13 protein-coding genes and 2 pseudogenes are annotated in these 17,376 nt (G+C 61.4%); 11 read left to right on the top strand and 4 right to left on the bottom strand.

Translation table 11 applies throughout. The annotated features are described in order from the left end of the window. Positions 1-174: 174 nt before the first annotated feature. Positions 175-1,755, bottom strand: a complete 1,581-nt coding sequence (locus CSZ94_RS24740; RefSeq protein WP_102123952.1) for an isocitrate lyase — start codon at positions 1,753-1,755, stop codon at positions 175-177. A gap of 335 nt (positions 1,756-2,090) precedes the next feature. Beyond that, positions 2,091-3,395 (bottom strand): MFS transporter, encoded by a 1,305-nt coding sequence (locus CSZ94_RS24745; protein ID WP_102123953.1) that lies wholly within the window; start codon positions 3,393-3,395, stop codon positions 2,091-2,093. A 152-nt stretch (positions 3,396-3,547) separates the two neighbouring features. On the opposite strand from CSZ94_RS24745, the gene CSZ94_RS24750 reads away from it, so the two are divergent. After that, positions 3,548-4,264 carry an SDR family NAD(P)-dependent oxidoreductase gene (locus CSZ94_RS24750; protein ID WP_102123954.1) on the top strand — a complete coding sequence of 239 codons (717 nt, stop codon included), beginning with the start codon at positions 3,548-3,550 and terminating at the stop codon, positions 4,262-4,264. A gap of 61 nt (positions 4,265-4,325) precedes the next feature. Here CSZ94_RS24750 and CSZ94_RS24755 read toward each other — a convergent pair whose 3' ends face one another. Further along, entirely contained in the window at positions 4,326-5,516 is a 1,191-nt protein-coding gene (locus CSZ94_RS24755) for a DUF1566 domain-containing protein (protein ID WP_102123955.1), read from the bottom strand. A gap of 128 nt (positions 5,517-5,644) precedes the next feature. Between CSZ94_RS24755 and CSZ94_RS24760 the strand changes: the two genes are divergently transcribed. The 10 genes and pseudogenes from CSZ94_RS24760 to CSZ94_RS29455 form a co-directional block, all read left to right on the top strand. Continuing rightward, positions 5,645-6,091, top strand: coding sequence for a hypothetical protein (locus CSZ94_RS24760; protein WP_146009893.1), 447 nt, complete (start codon positions 5,645-5,647; stop codon positions 6,089-6,091). Between the two features lie 44 nt (positions 6,092-6,135). Then, complete coding sequence (locus tag CSZ94_RS24765) at positions 6,136-6,363, top strand: GNAT family N-acetyltransferase (RefSeq protein ID WP_102123957.1); 228 nt, start codon at positions 6,136-6,138, stop codon at positions 6,361-6,363. A 106-nt stretch (positions 6,364-6,469) separates the two neighbouring features. Beyond that, entirely contained in the window at positions 6,470-7,108 is a 639-nt protein-coding gene (locus tag CSZ94_RS24770) for a TetR/AcrR family transcriptional regulator (RefSeq protein WP_219726049.1), read from the top strand. 156 nt (positions 7,109-7,264) lie between these two features. Beyond that, entirely contained in the window at positions 7,265-8,047 is a 783-nt protein-coding gene (locus CSZ94_RS24775; RefSeq protein ID WP_180977621.1) for an alpha/beta fold hydrolase, read from the top strand. Between the two features lie 148 nt (positions 8,048-8,195). Next, positions 8,196-10,415: a TonB-dependent receptor gene (locus tag CSZ94_RS24780; protein ID WP_219726050.1), complete on the top strand. Its 2,220-nt coding sequence runs from the start codon at positions 8,196-8,198 to the stop codon at positions 10,413-10,415. Positions 10,416-10,499: 84 nt separating this feature from the next. Then, entirely contained in the window at positions 10,500-11,495 is a 996-nt protein-coding gene (locus CSZ94_RS24785; protein ID WP_102123960.1) for an extracellular catalytic domain type 1 short-chain-length polyhydroxyalkanoate depolymerase, read from the top strand. A 72-nt stretch (positions 11,496-11,567) separates the two neighbouring features. Continuing rightward, entirely contained in the window at positions 11,568-12,431 is an 864-nt protein-coding gene (locus CSZ94_RS24790; RefSeq protein ID WP_146009894.1) for a hypothetical protein, read from the top strand. Between the two features lie 72 nt (positions 12,432-12,503). Then, positions 12,504-13,832, top strand: a complete 1,329-nt coding sequence (locus CSZ94_RS28965; RefSeq protein WP_258001182.1) for a type VI secretion system Vgr family protein — start codon at positions 12,504-12,506, stop codon at positions 13,830-13,832. Continuing rightward, positions 13,826-15,298, top strand: a complete 1,473-nt coding sequence (locus CSZ94_RS28970) for a DUF2345 domain-containing protein (protein ID WP_258001183.1) — start codon at positions 13,826-13,828, stop codon at positions 15,296-15,298. Before CSZ94_RS28965 ends, CSZ94_RS28970 begins: the two co-directional genes overlap by 7 nt. Before the next feature lie 18 nt (positions 15,299-15,316). After that, a pseudogene (locus CSZ94_RS29455) lies at positions 15,317-17,191 on the top strand (T6SS effector phospholipase Tle3 domain-containing protein); the annotation flags it as partial. A gap of 47 nt (positions 17,192-17,238) precedes the next feature. On the opposite strand, the pseudogene CSZ94_RS28980 reads toward CSZ94_RS29455, so the two are convergent. Next, a pseudogene (locus CSZ94_RS28980) lies at positions 17,239-17,376 on the bottom strand (IS481 family transposase); the annotation flags it as partial.

The following is a 17,376-nucleotide window of genomic DNA, read 5'->3' on the forward strand; positions in this document are numbered from 1 at the left end:
GTCAGGCGCAGTGCCGCGTCTTCCAGCGTCAGGCCCTGCGTCAGGACCAGTTTTACCGCTTCTTCACGAAGCTCCGGTGTGTAGGTTTTTGAGCGTGTCATAAGTTCTCCAGTTGGTGAAGTTTACCTAACTAGAGTGTCCGAAAAAGTCAGGGTACCTCACCAAACCAAAAACTCAGAACTGGTTCATGGTGTTGTCTTTACCAGCTGCTTTCAGCGCAGCTTCGCCGCTGAAGTAATCCTTGTGATCGTCGCCGATGTCCGAGCCGGACATGTTTTGATGTTTCACGCAGGCGATGCCCTGGCGGATTTCCTTGCGCTGCACGCCGGCAACGTAGCCCAGCATGCCCTGGTCGCCGAAGTATTCCTTGGCCAGGTTGTCGGTCGACAAGGCAGCCGTATGGTAGGTCGGCAGGGTGATCAGGTGGTGGAAGATGCCGGCTTCGCGGGCCGAATCGGCCTGGAAGGTGCGGATTTTCTCGTCGGCCGTGATCGCCAATTCCGTCTGGTCGTATTCCACGCTCATCAGCTGGGCGCGTTCGTAGGCGGACACGTCCTTGCCGTCGGCCTTCATGATGTCATACACCTGCTGGCGGAAGTTCAGGGTCCAGTTGAACGATGGGCTGTTGTTGTACACCAGCTTGGCGTTCGGGATGACCTTGCGGATTTCGCTGACCATGCCGCCGATTTGCGCGATATGTGGTTTTTCCGTTTCGATCCACAGCAGGTCGGCGCCGTTTTGCAGCGAGGTGATGCAATCGAGCACGCAACGCTCTTCGCCGGAACCGGCGCGGAACTGGAACAGGTTGCTCGGCAGGCGTTTTGGACGCAGCAGCTTGCCTTCGCGCTTGAGGATGACGTCGCCATTGCCCAGCGCGTCGGCCGATACTTCTTCGCAGTCGAGGAAGGCATTGTATTGGTCGCCCAGGTCGCCTGGTTCATTGGTGACGGCGATCTGCTTGGTCAGGCCGGCGCCCAGCGAATCGGTGCGGGCGACGATGATGCCGTCGTCCACGCCCAGTTCCAGGAAGGCGTAGCGGATGGCGCGGATCTTGGCCAGGAAGTCTTCATGTGGCACCGTGACTTTACCGTCCTGGTGGCCGCATTGTTTCTCGTCCGATACCTGGTTTTCGATCTGGATGCAGCAGGCGCCCGCTTCGATGAACTGTTTTGCCAGCAGGTACGTGGCTTCCGCATTGCCGAAACCGGCGTCGATGTCGGCGATGATGGGCACGACGTGGGTGATGTGGCCGTCGATCTTGGCCTGGATCGCTTGCTTGTCAGCAGCTTGGGCAGCGTCCAGCTGGCGGAACAGACCGCCCAGTTCGCGCGCATCGGCCTGGCGCAGGAAAGTGTAGAGTTCGCGGATCAAGCTGGTGACGGCGGTTTTCTCGTGCATCGACTGGTCTGGCAGCGGGCCGAACTCGGAGCGCAGGGCGGCGACCATCCAGCCTGACAGGTAGAGGTAGCGGCGGTCGGTGCTGTTGAAGTGCTTCTTGATCGAGATCATCTTCTGTTGACCGATGAAACCGTGCCAGCAGCCGAGCGACTGGGTGTACTTCGATGGGTCCGCATCGTAGGCAGCCATGTCGTTGCGCATGATCTTCGCCGTGTAGCGGGCGATGTCCAGGCCGGTCTTGAATTTGTTCTGGGCGCGCATGCGGGCGGCTGACTCGGGATTGATGGCGTTCCATGCGCTACCTTGTTGCTCTTTCAAACCGGCAACAGCCTTGATGTCGTCTTGATATTGGGACATGTGTATCTCCTAAAGAAAAACTAAGTTTGAGAAAATCGTCGAGTGCGCCACAACGTCTTGTCGAAGCAAACTGCATGACTAAATAGTAGGCCGATTCGTGTCGATTTTCAAGTCTTATATAAGACATATAACTTAAATTTAATCCTTGTTTTTCAATGACTTAATTTATGTATTTTGCGATGTGAAATGAATTTTCAAAAAGTGAGAGAACTAATGCCTGAGCCTGCTGCTTGAAATTTCGCGATGTGAAACGTCTTTTCAGAATTTGGTGCAGCGCGACAAAATCGGGGCGTAAAAAAGCCACCCTAAGGTGGCTTGCGCCGCAGGCGGCTGATTTACCGTCCCACGGTCTGCCGCTGGTCCTTGATGAACAGTGCCGTCAGCATGCCCACCACGCACACGCCGATCACGTAATAGGCGGGGCCCAGCACATTATTTTTCAGCATCAGGGTCACGACCACGGGCGTCAGGCCGCCGAAGATTGCGTACGACAAGTTGTAGGAAAACGACAGTCCCGAGAAGCGCACCTGGGCCGGGAACGCTTGCACCAGCACATAGGGCACGGCGCCGACGACGCCGACGCACAGGCCCGTCATCGCATACAGGGGTAGCAGCAGGTCGGGGCGGCTGCCGATGGTGGTGTAGAAAATGTAGGTAGTAATGGCCAGCAGCAGAGAGCCGACGAAGATCACGCGCTTGCCGCCCAGGCGGTCGACCAGCATGCCGGCGATGATGCAGCCGAAAGCCAGGCACAGGGTGGCCACGGTGTTGGCGACCAGGGTGGTGCGCGGCGCGATGTGGTGGATCTTTTGCAGCAGGGCAGGCGTCATCAGAATGACGACGACGATGCCGGCCGACAGCATCCAGGTCAGCAGCATCGATACGGCGACGGCGCCGCGATGGCTGCGCAGCACGGATTTCAAAGGCATTTCCGTCGACAGGGCCTTGCGCTGCTGCATTTCCGCGAAGACGGGGGTTTCATGCAGCCAGCGGCGCAGATACATGGCGCCGAAGCCGAAGATGCCGCCCAGCAGGAAGGGATAGCGCCAGGCGCCATCGGTGATTTCTTGCGGCGTGTAGACAGTGTTCAAGCCTGTCGCGACGAGCGAACCCAACAAAATACCGACGGTCAGGCCGGCCGTCAGCGTGCCGCAGGCAAAGCCCGTGAAACGGCTGGGCACGTGTTCGGACACAAACACCCAGGCGCCCGGCACTTCGCCGCCCACGGCCGCGCCCTGGAAGACGCGCATCAGCAGCAACAGCAGCGGGGCGGCCAGGCCGATGGTGGCGTACGTGGGCAGCAGGCCGATCAGCAGGGTCGGCACGGCCATCATCAGGATGGAGAGGGTGAACATGCGCTTGCGGCCCAGCAAGTCGCCGAAGTGGGCCATGACGATGCCGCCCAGCGGACGCACCACGTAACCGGCGGCGAAGATGCCGAAGGTTTGCAGCAAACGCAGCCATTCCGGCATTTCCGGCGGGAAGAATAGCTGGCCGATGGCGTTGGCAAAGAAGACGAAGATGATGAAATCGTAGAATTCCAGCGCGCCGCCGAGTGCGGCCAGCGACAGGGTCTTGTAGTCTTGTGAGGTGAGGGGGCGGCTTGCTGCGTTGCTTGCGGCGGTGTCGGAGGTAGGCATGTGTCTCGTTCTTGTGTGTTATTGGAGATTGCCAGATCTAGCATACGCATTTCCGCCGCGTGAGTAAACGCGGGGGTATTGGGGAGTCGCCTCAGCTGTGCTTAATACAACGCCACTATCATCGGCGTTGACTTCATTGGAAAGGACACACAATGCACATCATGATCGTGGGCGCTAGCCGGGGCCTGGGACGCGCGCTGGTGGACGGGTTGCTCGCTGACGGCCACAGCGTCATCGGCGTGTCGCGCCAGCAAGCTGCCGACTTGCCTGCCGGCCAGGGCACACAGCTGCAATGGATCGCGGCGGACCTGGCCAAGCCCGCCGAGGCGGTCGAACGCATCGCGCACGCAGCGCCCGCCGCGCTGGACGCGGTGATCTACAACCTGGGCGTGTGGGAAGAAAAGGCCTTCAGCGATGGCTACGCTTTCCTCGACGATGCGGACGATGCCATCGTCGATATGGTCAATACCAACATCACGGCGACCATTTTGCTGCTCAAGCGCCTGGTGCCGCGCTTGCTGGCCAGCAGCAAGCCGCAGCTGATACTCACGGGGTCTACCTCTGGCCTGCGCCAGAGCGGCCGCCCGGAAGTGACGTTCAGCGCCTCGAAATTCGCCCTGAACGGCATCGCCGATGCCTTGCGCGAAGGTTTCCGGACGCAGGGACTGGCCGTGACGGCGCTGCAGTTGGGCTATCTGAATACCTACGATGGCTTGTCCGTGCCGCTGGCGGACGCTGCTGCGCGGGGCGAAGGCGAACTGATCCCTGTGCATGACGTCGTTGCCGTCGTGCGTATGCTGCTGAGTTTGTCGAATGCCTCGTTCGTGCGTGAACTGGTGCTGCCGGCGCTGCGCGACGAGCGTTTCTGACGGTGACGCGTCTGTGCCGAGCATGGGTTTGCTTGATGGTGCAGCGCTCGCTTGCGCAAAACTATGCAGGCACTCTGCGCACGCAACGCGCGTAGCCGTCACACTCGCGGGCGGTCTGATAGCTGACGCCCGTGTCAAAATCCTTGCACCAGGCTTCGTCCTCGATGTCGCCCGGCTCGCCCGACCAGTGCCAGTTGGGCCGGAATGCAGCTTTCAGCGTCGCATACAGCAGTGTCTGCTCGCGCCGTCCCGGCAAGCTGTGGCCCAGGCTGGCAGCCCAGCTTGATGCGGCTTGCCATGACTGGTACTCCAGCTCGCACTCGTCCGGCTGCAGCAGCAAATGGTAATCGGGTGCGCCATCCGCGCCGAGGATCAGGCCGGCGTAGCGTTCGCCCTGCCGCAGGGGGACGCACGCGGCGACCGATAGCGGCAGCTCGACCCGGCGCACGGCACAGGCGCGGCCGGCGTAGGTCTTGCGATAGTTGTACTGGGTGCCGTTGTCGAAATCGTGGCTCCAGGCCAGGCGGGGCAGGATGGCGTCCGCTTCCGACGACCAGTACCAGGCATCCGGGAAAGTGTGTCCCAGGTTGGCGTGCAGCAGGGCCAGTTCGCTGCGCGTCGGCAGGCAGGCGCCGCGCGCCGCAGCCCAGTCTAGTGCGTCTTGCCAGGGCAGGGCATCGGCTTCGCCGGGCAGCAGGAACAACTGGTAGCTGGCGGTGGCGTCCTGGCCAGGCATGATGCCAGCGTAGCGCTCGCTGGCGATGGCGCCCAGCACGCCCGGGCAATGCGCGAACCAGCCATCGTCTTCTTCCTGGGCAATAAAATCCGCGATCAGCGCTTGCTGCGCGGGCGGTGCGGCGGCCAGCAAGGTGTTGAAGCAGGTGATGGTCGAGGCCTTGGGCGTGCCCGCGCCGTTGGCGATACCGACGAGAAAGTCGCCTGCCCAGTCCGGCAAGGTGGCGATCAAACGTGGCAGTTCCTGCAGCAAGGCAGCGCAATACGCCCTCTCGCCGAAGCGCCAGGCGGCGCGGTTGGCCGTCTGGTAGGCGCCGTAATCGTGCTCGGCTTGCACGGACTGAACAATGGCCAGCGCGTATTGCGCGCCTTCCGTGCCCGTCAGCGCATCGAGCATGGCGCAGTAGCGCTGAAAACGCCGCTGGGCTGCATCGGGTGGCGTGGCGCTGTCGCCATCCTGGACGATGTTGCCCACAATTAAAAGTTCGGCTTTCCAGCGTTCAAAGGCGGTCGGCATGGCTGTGGCTGGTGAGAGTGGCGTCGGCCATTATTATGCCCGGACCATGGGTGTTTCAGCGTGCCGATTGAACATGCTACAGTCCATCTTTGCCGCCAGCGGCGCGGCGCCCCTCTGGATTTTGCTCGATGCCCACCTGGACTTCCCCGCCACAACTCGTCGCTCTCGCTGCCTTCTATGCGCACGCGCAAGCCCGGCCGGATGCCTTTAGTGACGCAGCCTTTCTCCAGACCGTCAAGGCTGCCCACTGGCCCACCAACTGCTGGAGCTATATGGAAGCATCGTTCGCCATCATCGCGCCCGCCTGCCTGCTGCGTCCGCATTTGACCGCCGAGCTCATCGCATGCCCTATCGACGCCATGATCGCCGGCGGCCTGGAAGATGCGGGGCAAGTCATTGCAATCGGCCTGGAGTGCGCCACGCGCGAGGCGCCATATGTGGTGCCCAGCGAGGAGGGCAGGCGCTGGCTGACGCAGGTGTGGCCGGGACTGGGGGAGGTGGTCGAGACCGTGTTTCAGGCCAGGCTGCTATTGGCGCTGGCCGATGACGATGACGATGATGATGATGATGAATAAGCGATGAACAAGCGCTGACGCTAGAGGCCGAAAGGCGGTGTGCCTTGGGGGATACCGAACTACTGACACATAGCATCGCGCGCCAGCTAATTGAGCGTGCCTTCGACGCCTTCGAGGCCAGCGGCGCGACGCTGCTGTTCCTGGAGTCGAACAGCAAGCTGGCGCCCGCCATCCGCCTGTACGAAAGCAGCGGTTTTCAGCACGTGGCGCGGCCTGCGGGCGACGCGCATTACCAGCGCGCCGACGCCTACATGGCGTGGCAGGGCAGGTAGCATACGTGAGGGCGCCACGCGGCGCTCCCCGTCGGCCGTCTCCCGCGTTACAATACGTGCACCCATAACGGAACTCAGGTTCCACTATTCGAGACGCCGACACCGCATGCCTTCCTTCCCGATGCCCTTCCCGCAGATGATCGTCCCACCGGAGCCCACCCAGGCGCGCAGCAAGCAAGCGTTCGAGCGCTTGCTGCTGGTGGGCGAACAGTTGCTGGCGGAAAACCGTTTCGATGAAATTGGCGTGGCCGACCTGGCCAGGCTGGCAGAAACATCCGTAGGCACCTTTTACCGCTTGCTGGGCGACAAGGACACCCTGAGCCGCTTGCTGCTGCAGCGCTTTTTTTCCGACATAGTGGAAAAGGTCGAGACCCTGACGGAGCTGCGCCAGTGGGAAGGGCGCAGCCTGGAAGACTTCATCCGCGCCATGGTCGCCATGTTCGTGGCCGTGAATGGCGGACGCAGCGGCGTCTTGCGGGCCTTGATCACGCGCGCGTCGCAGGATGCGCAATTTCGCGACAGGGTGCACCAGATCAATCATTTGATCTCGCAACGCACGGTCGCCGTGCTGGCCAGCAAGTCGGCCAGCATCCGCCACCCGAACCCCACGCAGGCGATGATGGTGGTGCCGCCCGTGCTGCTGGGCATCCTGAACCAGCACACCTTGACGGGTTCGCTGTCCTTTTTGTCGGGCGCGGCACTGGAAGATGAACTGGTGCGTGTTGCTTTAAATTACCTGACTTGAGATAAGCTAAGATATTTAGCGATTTAACTTGAAATCGGAATTCTGATTCCGTATTATGTTTTCCAACAGCAGGAAAACATATTCCTGCACCTGAACACAAAGCATGTTCAACAGCAAGGAGACAGAATGCGGCGTCACACGACATCTGATGTTACATTGCATTACCTCGACCTCGACCTCGATCCCGGCACAGAGACAGGGCAGGACGAGCCCGTGTTTTTGTTGCACGGCCTGGGTTCCTGCGCCGAAGACTGGCGCCCGCAAATCGACGCCCTCGGCAGCAGCTATCGCCTGATCGTGCCCGATATGCGCGGCCATGGCGCCAGTCCCGCGCCTGGCAGCGACTGGCAGATCGGCGACTTTGCCAACGACCTCTTCAACTTGATGGACCAGCTCGACGTGCCGCGCGCGCACATCGTCGGCTTTTCCCTGGGCGGCATGGTGGGCCTGGAAATGGCCAATCGCGCCCCGGATCGGGTGGCCAGTTTGTGCCTGATCAATTCCCAGCCCTTCCAGGGCCGCAAGCCGGCGTCCTTGCTGTTTGCCTACTGGCTGCGCCGCACGGTGATCGCTACTCTGGGTTTGAAGCCCATGGGCAAGATCATCGGCAAGAAACTGTTTCCCGAGCCATCCCAGCAGGCCCTGGTCGAGCGCTTCGCCACGCAAATGGCGGGCATGGACAAGCGCGCCTACCTGGCCGCGCTGGACGCCATTTTCCACTGGGATATCGAACTTCATTTCCAGGCCCTGGCCATGCCCGTCTTCATCATGGCGGCCGACCAGGATTACACGCCCGTCGCCAGCAAGCGGGCCTTTGCCGCACAGTTTCAGCAGTGCGAGATCGCGATTATCGCGAACTCGCGCCACGCCACGCCCCTGGACCAGGCGCAGCGTGTGAATACCTTGTTGCAGTCCTTCCTCGCCACACATTCAAAATAAACAGGCCACTTGCCGCAAGGGCAGGGGGCCGGGAAACAGTCATCGCAGGGCAGGTGCTCGCTACGCGCGCGCGGGTACCGTTACGTCTTGTGATCCTGGCATCCGGCCGTCTTCCCTGGTGGTAAGCAAGCCTGACATTGGAGACGCTATGAAACTTGCTTTGAAATTAATGCCCGCCGCCCTCGCTCTTGCCGGTGCCTTCAGCTTTTCCACCCAGGCCCTGGCGCAGGAGGCCGCCACGTCTTCCGCCGCCAGCGCCCAGAGCGCCAGCGAAGCCAGCGATGCGAAAGAACGCATGGAAACCGTGACGGTCTCTGCCCGCCGCCGCGAAGAGCGGCTGCAGGACGTGCCGCTGGCCGTCACGGCGTTTTCCGCCAAGGCCCTGGAACGGGCGAATATCCAGAACCTGGCCGACTTGCAGGAGCGCGTGCCGAACCTGACCGTGTACGCCTCGCGCGGCACCAACACCACCCTGACAGCCTTCATTCGCGGCGTGGGCCAGGCCGACCCTGTCTGGGGCGTGGACCCGGGCGTGGGCATTTATTTTGACGACGTCTACATGGCCCGTCCGCAAGGCGCCCTGCTCGACGTGTTCGACGTGCAGCGCATCGAAGTGCTGCGCGGACCGCAAGGCACCTTGTACGGCAAGAACACCATCGGCGGCGCCATCAAGTACATTTCGCGCCCCCTGGCGAAGGAAAACGGCGCCTCGGCGGAAGTGGGCCTTGGTAATTACAAGCAGCGCAACTTCAAGGCCGCCTTCAACCTGGCCAATGAGAACGGTACCTGGCGCGCGCGCCTGGCCGCTGCCAAGCTGGACCGTGACGGTTTCGGCCGCAACACCTTTAATGGCGAACAGGTCAGCGACCAGGACAGTACGGCAGCGCGCCTGTCCGTCGGTTACTTTCCACAAGACATCCCTTTGACCGTCGTGCTGAGCCTGGACGCCACGGACGATAAGTCGGGCGTGCGCGGTTTCCAGCGCATGGGCGTGAGCGCTTTCGACCCGCTCAGGCGGCCGGCCAGTACCAGCGCCTACGATATCCAGAGCGGCATGCCGGGCAACAACTTCACGCACAACCGGGGCGGCTCGCTGGTGGCCAACTACACGCTGTCGAACGAGTGGTCCGTGAAAGTGATCGGCGCCAAGCGGCGCAGCACATCCGAGCAAACCATCGACTTCGACGGCTTGCCGCAGCCCATTGCCGACGTCTTCGGCGACTCGCGCGACGAGCAGAAGAGCCTGGAATTGCAGGCCTCTTACAGCGGCGACTATGGCGCCGGCGTGATCGGCCTGTACCGCTTCGAAGGCACGGCCGGCGGCGGCATCTACAACAACTTCCTGGGGCGCCAGTTCACGGCGGCCGTCAGTACGGTAGAGACGGACAGCACGGCGCTGTACACGGACTGGACCTGGCCGCTGGGCAAGGTGTGGAGCATCAATGCAGGCTTGCGCCACACGCGCGAGGAAAAGCGCGCCATCGTGCTCAACCGCGCCTTTGCCGACGTGGGCTTTACGCGGCCCATCCAGACGGCGGCCGACTTCGACAAGTCCTTGTCGGTCAGCAATACCTCGCCGAAAATCTCCGTGCGCTACGAAGCGTCGAAGACGACAAATTTCTACAGCAACCTGTCGCGCGGTTTCAAGTCGGGCGGCTACAACGTGCGCGCCAACAACCTGGTGGTACCCGATTCGGCGCGCCCCTACAAGGATGAAAAACTCGACGCGCTGGAAGTGGGCATGAAGTACGCGGCGCCGGACGATACGTTTGACGTCAACGTGGCCTTGTTCACCAACCGCTACAAGGATATCCAGCTATCCGTCTTCACCAGCTATGTGCAGCCGGGCGGCGTGCCGGGCTTTTATGGCGATTTCACGAATGCGGGCAAGGCCACCGTCAAAGGCGCCGAGTTCGAATTCTCGTGGCGGCCGAATCGCCAGTGGGAAGTCAACGGCTTCCTCGCCCTGCTCAATGCCAGTTATGACGAATTCATGAGCGGCGGCAAGAACATTGCGGATACGCAAAAGTTCAGCAACACGCCAGCCCGGCAAGTGGGCTTGAACCTGACGCGCACGGACCGCGACGTGTTTGGCGGCGCGCTGCGCAGCATGGTCGGCTATGGCTACCGCAGCAAGGTGTATCCGACCACGGATTTGAGTGCAACCCTGGCGCAGGGCGGCTACAGCCTCTGGACGGCGGGCGTCGTATGGGAAGCGCCGAAGCACTGGACCTTCAGCCTGCACGGCAGCAACCTGGGCAATAAACGCTACCGCACGGATGGCTACAACATTCCGGCCGTGTTCATCCTCGACGGTTTTTATGGTCCGCCGCGCCAGATCATCGCCAAGGCTGGCTATAAATTTTAAGAAGTTGTAGAAGTACCGGCTTGATGTGTATCAAGCCGGTTCGTTGTCGCTGTTTTCGTTCTTAATAACAATCAGGAGACTGGCATGGCACATCTGCATCAGCAACTGCGTCACGTGTTATCTGTAATCATCGCCGCCTGCGGCTTGCTGGCCGCGCTGCCGGCTGCCGCCGGGCAGTGGGACTTCGGCCTGTACGCGAGCCTGTGGGGGGCACGCGAATACCAGGTCTGGCTACCGAGCAATTACAATCCAAACACGCCGCTGCCCGTGGTGCTGATGCTGCACGGCTGTGGTTCCGAGCCCAACAGCATGGCCGCCGTCAGCCGCTACAACCAGCTGGCCGACAGCGAGAATTTCATCGTCGTCTATCCGCGCCAGAACGTCACGGCCAATCCCATGCGCTGCTGGAATTTCATGTTGCCGCTAAACCAGGAGCGGGGCACGGGCGAGCCGGCCGTGCTGATGGGCATCTTGAACAAGGTCAAGAGCAAGTATGCGGTGCAGGATAGCCGCGTGTATGTGACGGGCATCTCGGCCGGTGGCGCCATGGCCTCCATCATGGCCGCCTGCTACTCCGATGTGTTCGCCGCCGTGATGGTGCATTCGGGTGGCATGTACAAGGGCGCCATCGGCATGCTCACGGCCGCCGATTCGCTGTTCAACGGCAGTGCCTTCGCCCCGAAAGTACGCGGCAAGGATGCGTGGCGCTGCTCGGGTTCGCCGCGCAGGCTGATGCCGACGATGGTGTTCCACGGCACGTCCGACATCGTCGTCAACCCCGTCAACGGCGAGCAAACCATCGAGCAATTCCTGCAGACCAGCGATTATGGCGACGATGGCCTCGACAATGACAGCGTGCGCTACCGTGCCGACAGCATCGTGCGCCAGACGGTGCCGTACGGCCGTAGTTACTCCATCGACACGTATCTGCACAACGGCGCCGTCATCGCGCAAAAGTACACGGTGGAGGGCATGAATCACGCGTGGAGCGGCGGCCCTCCCGGCTGGCCGTTCAGCGACGAACTGGGGCCGGACGCCACCGTGATCAGCTGGAATTTCTTCAAGAATTACCAGCGCTGATGGCCTGAGGAACTGCAGCTTGTACAACGGGGCGCAGCGATTGCGCCCCATTTTTTGCCTGTGAAAAATCCCATGCCTGCTTGCCGCCTGCTGTCCTGTCTTGCTCTTGCATTGCTGTCCGCTTGCACCAGCGTTGGTCCGCCCGTGCCATCGGCGGCCTACGCGCAAGCGTTCGAGCGTGCCGCCCAGCAAGACAGCATGCGCAGCGAATGCAACTGGAACGTGCGCTATGCGCCCGTCGCACCCAAGGACGCCAGCGTGGCGCAACTGCAGGCCATCGCCACGGCGCGCCTGGCGGCCTTGCAGCTGGCGCCGGCCTGGTCCTTGGCCATGCCAGGCAGCGAGGCGTACGTCTTTAGCGACTCGGAGCAAGACCGCGCCGGGCTGCAATTGTTGCTCAGCATCGTCTTGCCCGCCATGAAACGCTATCCTGCCGGCGTCTTCGCGCGCACGGGCTTGCGTCACGTCGTGCTGGTGAAGGACTTGAGCGTGGACGGCCAGCGCCGCCTGGCCATGCCGGCGCCGGAAATCGACAGCGTCGTCTACGCCGACAACCTGCTGGCCGCGCTGTGTCCGTCCGGCATGGAGCTGCGCGTGCACCACGAGTATTACCATTTCATCGAATACCGCCTGTTCAACGACTTCTATTACCGCGACCCCGCCTGGCTGGCCCTGAACCCACCCGGCACGGCCTACGGCCAGGGCGGTGCCACGGCTTACGGCAAGGGTTTTCAAAACCTGGGCCACCCACAACCGGGTCTCGTCAGCCTGTACGCAGCCTACGGCCCCGAGGAAGACAAGGCGGAGGTGTTCGGGTGGATGATGACGCCGGCGTACACCGTGCGCTTGCAGCAATGGACGGCGCTTGATCCCGCCTTGCTGGCCAAACGGCAAAGGTTGATGGAAGTATTAGGAACCTTGGCAGGTTCTTACTAAATATCAAGTATTTCCCTGCCCTCCCATGGCATTGTCGGCTCTCCAGCTTGATGTAGGAACGAGGAGAACGCCATGGACGGTGATGAGTTGATATCGGGTACCCAGCGTCCCTTGCGCCTGCGCCTGGGTATCTCGCCCAAGGTGCCTGCCGGTGTGCTGATACCGCAGCGTATCGCAGGCAGCGAGGCCATTTGTTGCGGGATCGAATACCGCGTGCTGTGCGTCTCGACGCATGCCGACTTGCCGCTCAGTAGTTTGATTGCCTTGCCGGCCGCTATCGATATAGTCACCGACCAGGGGCAGCTGCGCAGCATCTGCGGCCTCGTCACGCAAGCGAGCGCCGGTGACAGCGATGGCGCGCTGGCCAGCTATCAGCTGGGGCTGATGGACGCCTTCGCCATCATGGAAAAACGCTGCAATACGCGCGTCTTCCGGCGCCTGACGGATATCGAGATCGTCAAGACCCTGCTCGATGAGTGGATACGCAGCAATACGGTGCTGGCGCATGCCTTCCAGTATGCGTTTGCCGATTTCTTCGAGGCGCAGACGTATCCACAGCGTGAATTTGTCATGCAGCACAATGAATCCGATGCGGCCTTCGTGCGGCGCCTGCTCAAGCGCAGCGGCGTCGCCTGGTTTTTTCGTGCCGAGGGCAATACGAATGCACATGCCGAGCCGGCACATACCCTGGTGTTATTCAACCACGCCGATGGCTTGCGAAAGAACATGGCGGACACCGTGCGCTATCACGCGGACCGCGCGACGGAACAGCGCGACACCCTGACGTCGTGGAACGAAGTGCGAAAGCTGCAGTCGGGCAAGGTGACGCGCCATAGCTGGAATGAGGAACATCCGCGCGCGCGGCCGTTCATGACAGCCGATGCCTTGGGCCAGGGGCAGCAGGGCATGCATGGCAATGCCATTGCCGCCACCCTTGATGATTATCGCGTGCTGCCGCCGCGCGCGGGCATGGATCATGATGCCTTGTGTCAGCTGGGCATGTTAGCCATGCAGCAGCACGATTACGAGAGCCATTGCTTTCATGCCGAAGGCAGCGTGCGCGACCTGTGTCCGGGTGAATACTTTACGCTGGCCGAGCATCCGGACGTTGACGCCTTGCCAGCGGCCGCGCGCGATTTTGTCGTCACGTCGCTGCACGTGGCGGCGCAAAACAATTTACCCAAGGAGCTTGCCGCCCGGGTGGCACGCCTGTTTGCGCGCAACCGCTGGCTGGCCGATGAGGCATTGCTGCCGCAGCGCGAACTGGCGGCGGCCGTGGACGGTGGCGACTTGCGCATGCGTATCGAACTGACGGCAGTGCGGCGCGGCGTGGCCATCGTGCCGGCCTACGACACGCGCAGTGATTTGCCGCCAGTCACCATGCAAAGCGCCATGTGGTAGGGCCGGCGAATGAGGAAGTCCATTGCGATGCGATGGGCCGGGTCAAGGTGCGCTTTCCCGCCACGCGCAAGCTGGACCATGAGCATGCAGGCGGCACGGGCGCCTCCGACACGGATGCCGATTCGGCCTGGGTGCGCGTTGCGTCGAGCTGGGCGGGAAACGGACCTGGCAGCATGCAGCAATGCGGCTACCTGGGCTTGCCCCGCGTAGGCAGCGAAGTCTTGCTGGCTTTCCTGGGCGGCGATCCGGACCGACCTGTCATCGTGGGACAGTTGTACAACCATAATGCGCAGCCGGTTGCCTTGAGCAAGGCGGGCGACCTGCCTGGAAACCGTTATTTGTCCGGCATCAAGAGCCGCGAGATCAAGGGCACGCGTGGCAACCAACTGCGCTTTGACGATGTGCATGGGCAAATCAACGCCCAGCTTGCCAGCGATCATGGTTCCACCCAGCTCAACCTGGGCTGGCTGACGCAGGACCGGCGCAATGGCCAAGGCGACGCGCGCGGCGAGGGCGCCGAGCTGCGCACCGATGAGCAACTGGCGATGCGGGCGGGCAAGGGCCTGCTGCTCTCTGCCTGGAAGCGCCTGAATGGCGATGGCGGGCACATGGCACGCAGCGAATATCTGGGCCTGATGGAAAACTGTCTGGAATTGTTTCGCTCGTTGGGCAGCTATGCTGCCACGCATCAGGCGCTGGAGAACGCGGACGAAGCGCAGCAGGAGTTGCAGCAAAGCTTGAAAAGCTGGGAAGGCGGCAGCAATACGCAGCCCCGTGCCGAACTGGGTGGTGCGGCGGCGATTGCCGTCACGGCGCCGGCCGGCATCAGCTTTGCCAGTTCGAAGGCCATCGTCAGCTATGCCGTCAGCAATATCGATACGGTGGCGCAGCAGCATCTGCAAGCGGTGGCAGGCCAGCGCTACAGCGTGAACGCCGGCAAGGGCATCTCGCTGTTTGCCCATGCGGATGGCATCCGCGCCATCGCCAACCATGGCAAGTTCTTGCTGCAAAGCCAGCATGACGACATGGACCTCAACGCGGAAAAAAACCTGAAGCTGACCGCCAGCGAAGGCAAGCTGACGGGCATGGCCGATGAAATCGTGTTGATCTCCAAGCATGGCGCTTTCATCCGCATCGCCGACGGCATCACCTTCGGCAGCAAGTCGCCGCTGAACTTTAATGCGCCCAATTTCGTCTTCAATGACCCGCAAAGCATGGAGGTGCAATTGCCAAGCTTTACCGAGGGCAAGGCTGACCAGCAATTCATTTTTCAATATGAGGGCGACGACAACGCCGTCGATGGCGGGCCGCAACAACCGCAGTTGGCGCCGCAGGCGCACTTTGCCGTGAAGCTGGGCGATGGTTCATCTGCCGATGGCCGCAGCGACGGGGGTGGCAAGACGGACGTGCTGGAGCGCGCAGCGATGCACCTGGCCGCCATCGAAGTGTTCAACAACAAGGATTGATGACGCCAGGAGAGTGCGATGGGCAGCTATCCGAAAGTACCGTACGTGGTGGGCGAGGAAGTGGCGCTCCTGCATTGCGAACGCACCGTCTGCAAGAAGGTGAAAATACGCCGCAACTTGCCGGGCAATATCATCGTCATCCATGGCGTCAACGATGTGGGTGTCAGCTACAAGGCGGTGGAGCACGGCCTGTGCGAGGGCTTGACGCAAAGGCTGGGGCGCGGCTTTACGCCCGCGTCGTATCGCATGCCCGTGGCGGCGGACAAGGACAAGCTGGAAGATGACCCAGATGCCGTCTTCTTCAAGCGCACGATCACCAAGGATATCAACAGCCCCGTGATTCCGTTTTACTGGGGCTACCGTGAAGTGGGAGAGAAATGCCGCACCGTCAATGGCCAGTTTGTTGACCGCTACGGAAACCGCCTGGACAAGGATCTGTCGAAGGAAGGTGGCCCTTTCGGCAACGCCACCAGCAGCTTGCCCGACATGTGGCGTCCGGGCATGTATGCGCCTGCGGACCCGATGGGCGATGCCTTGCGGCCACTGAAAACGGCGCCCGGGCGCATGTATATGGTGCTCGCGGCGCAGCGACTGGCAGCACTGATTTCCATGATCCGCGATTACGACGCGGATGATACCGTCAGCATCGTTGCGCACAGCCAGGGTTGCCTGCTGTCGCTGCTGGCGCAAGCCATGCTGATGGAGAAGGGGTTGGCGCCGGCCGATAATTTGATACTCACGCATCCGCCATACAGCCTGGTGGACAGCCTGCCTCTGCTGATGCGAGGTGCTGCTTGGTTCGATGGCGGCGAGGATGCGGCGATGAAGCCCTATTACCATTTGCTCAGTGGTGCGCAGACCATGGGTGCGCGCCTGAAGACATTGGTGAACATAGTTTCCGGCGTGGTGAAGGGGAACGGCCAGGCTTGCAAGCCGCCGTTTGCCGAGCTGAAAAAGGACGAATATCGTGGCATGGTCGGCAGCCGCTGGCAGAGCGCCGACGACCGCGACAACCGCCGCAAGGTTTATCTGTATTTTTGCCCTGAAGACATGACGGTGGCGCTCGATAACATCCAGGGCATAGGGTGGGATGGCGTGCCCGATCATGCATCGGGAAGTGAATTGGTGGAAGAAGAGGAGACATCCAGTCTTGATGGGTACAGTATTTCCTCCGGACATACCAAGATAGTGGAACACAAGCAGGTACGCGGCGCGCTGGCGGAACTAGGTGGCAGATTTTATCAGCGGGTATTCAGCAACAAGACCCGGCTGGATCCGGCCACTGGCAAGACTACGGTGTCGTTGGTAGGCAAGCCGCCACCTTTTGACTTTCCGTTGCGCCTGCCGACGGAAACGGAGCAATCGCACGTGGAGGTTTCTCTGCGAAAACACCGCGCACAACATCAAGCGGTGGCCTGGCCTGTCAATACCCGGTTGAGCAAGACGGAGCAGCGCAATGGCATTCGTACTATCACGGGCGAAGCATTGAAGCAGCCTGTAGCCGCCGACCTGCGCGGCACATCGCAAATCGATCCGGTGAATATCCCGGCTACGTCCATGATGAGAAATCGTCCTGTTGCCGATCAGGGACCTGCGGACGAAGTCGATCCCTGCGATGCATCAGTGGCACTTACCAGCGGAAGCGGCCTGCATGCAACCGCCGAGGATCGCCCGGATCCGGCCGGCTATCGCCGTTTCCCAGAGCGCGATGAAGCCATACGCGGGGCTGAATTGGCCTTGATGACGGCTGCCTATAACAAGGAAAAGAAACTCGATGGCAAAGGACCGCTCGATCAACGCAAGGTCATTGCCGCTACACGCTACACGGAAGGAAATGTCTTGGCAACCATCCAGGAAAGCCCGAATGAGGCACGCTTGCGCTGGCAGCGGGAAGTCAGTGCCAAGTCCTTCCACAGTTCGATTATCGGAAGCGCCAACAATCACAGCCAGGTGTCAAGACCGGCCTGGTTATATACGCGTTTAACGAATAATTCCGGCTTTTTCTCCTGCCATTTCTTCATCGCCTGAATCGGTGTTGCGTTATCCAAGGCGCGCTGGGGAATGTTGTGGTTGTAGAT

The organism is Janthinobacterium sp. ROICE36 (assembly GCF_002869965.1).
Classification (GTDB): Bacteria; Pseudomonadota; Gammaproteobacteria; order Burkholderiales; family Burkholderiaceae_D; genus Janthinobacterium.

Bases quoted from the DNA above. Each gene is read 5' to 3' on its own strand.
- CSZ94_RS24740 (WP_102123952.1), bottom strand. From the start codon at position 1,755: ATGTCCCAATATCAAGACGACATCAAGGCTGTTGCCGGTTTGAAAGAG.
- CSZ94_RS24745 (WP_102123953.1), bottom strand. From the start codon at position 3,395: ATGCCTACCTCCGACACCGCCGCAAGCAACGCAGCAAGCCGCCCCCTC.
- CSZ94_RS24750 (WP_102123954.1), top strand. From the start codon at position 3,548: ATGCACATCATGATCGTGGGCGCTAGCCGGGGCCTGGGACGCGCGCTG.
- CSZ94_RS24755 (WP_102123955.1), bottom strand. From the start codon at position 5,516: ATGCCGACCGCCTTTGAACGCTGGAAAGCCGAACTTTTAATTGTGGGC.
- CSZ94_RS24760 (WP_146009893.1), top strand. From the start codon at position 5,645: ATGCCCACCTGGACTTCCCCGCCACAACTCGTCGCTCTCGCTGCCTTC.
- CSZ94_RS24770 (WP_219726049.1), top strand. From the start codon at position 6,470: ATGCCTTCCTTCCCGATGCCCTTCCCGCAGATGATCGTCCCACCGGAG.
- CSZ94_RS24780 (WP_219726050.1), top strand. From the start codon at position 8,196: ATGAAACTTGCTTTGAAATTAATGCCCGCCGCCCTCGCTCTTGCCGGT.
- CSZ94_RS24785 (WP_102123960.1), top strand. From the start codon at position 10,500: ATGGCACATCTGCATCAGCAACTGCGTCACGTGTTATCTGTAATCATC.
- CSZ94_RS24790 (WP_146009894.1), top strand. From the start codon at position 11,568: ATGCCTGCTTGCCGCCTGCTGTCCTGTCTTGCTCTTGCATTGCTGTCC.
- CSZ94_RS28965 (WP_258001182.1), top strand. From the start codon at position 12,504: ATGGACGGTGATGAGTTGATATCGGGTACCCAGCGTCCCTTGCGCCTG.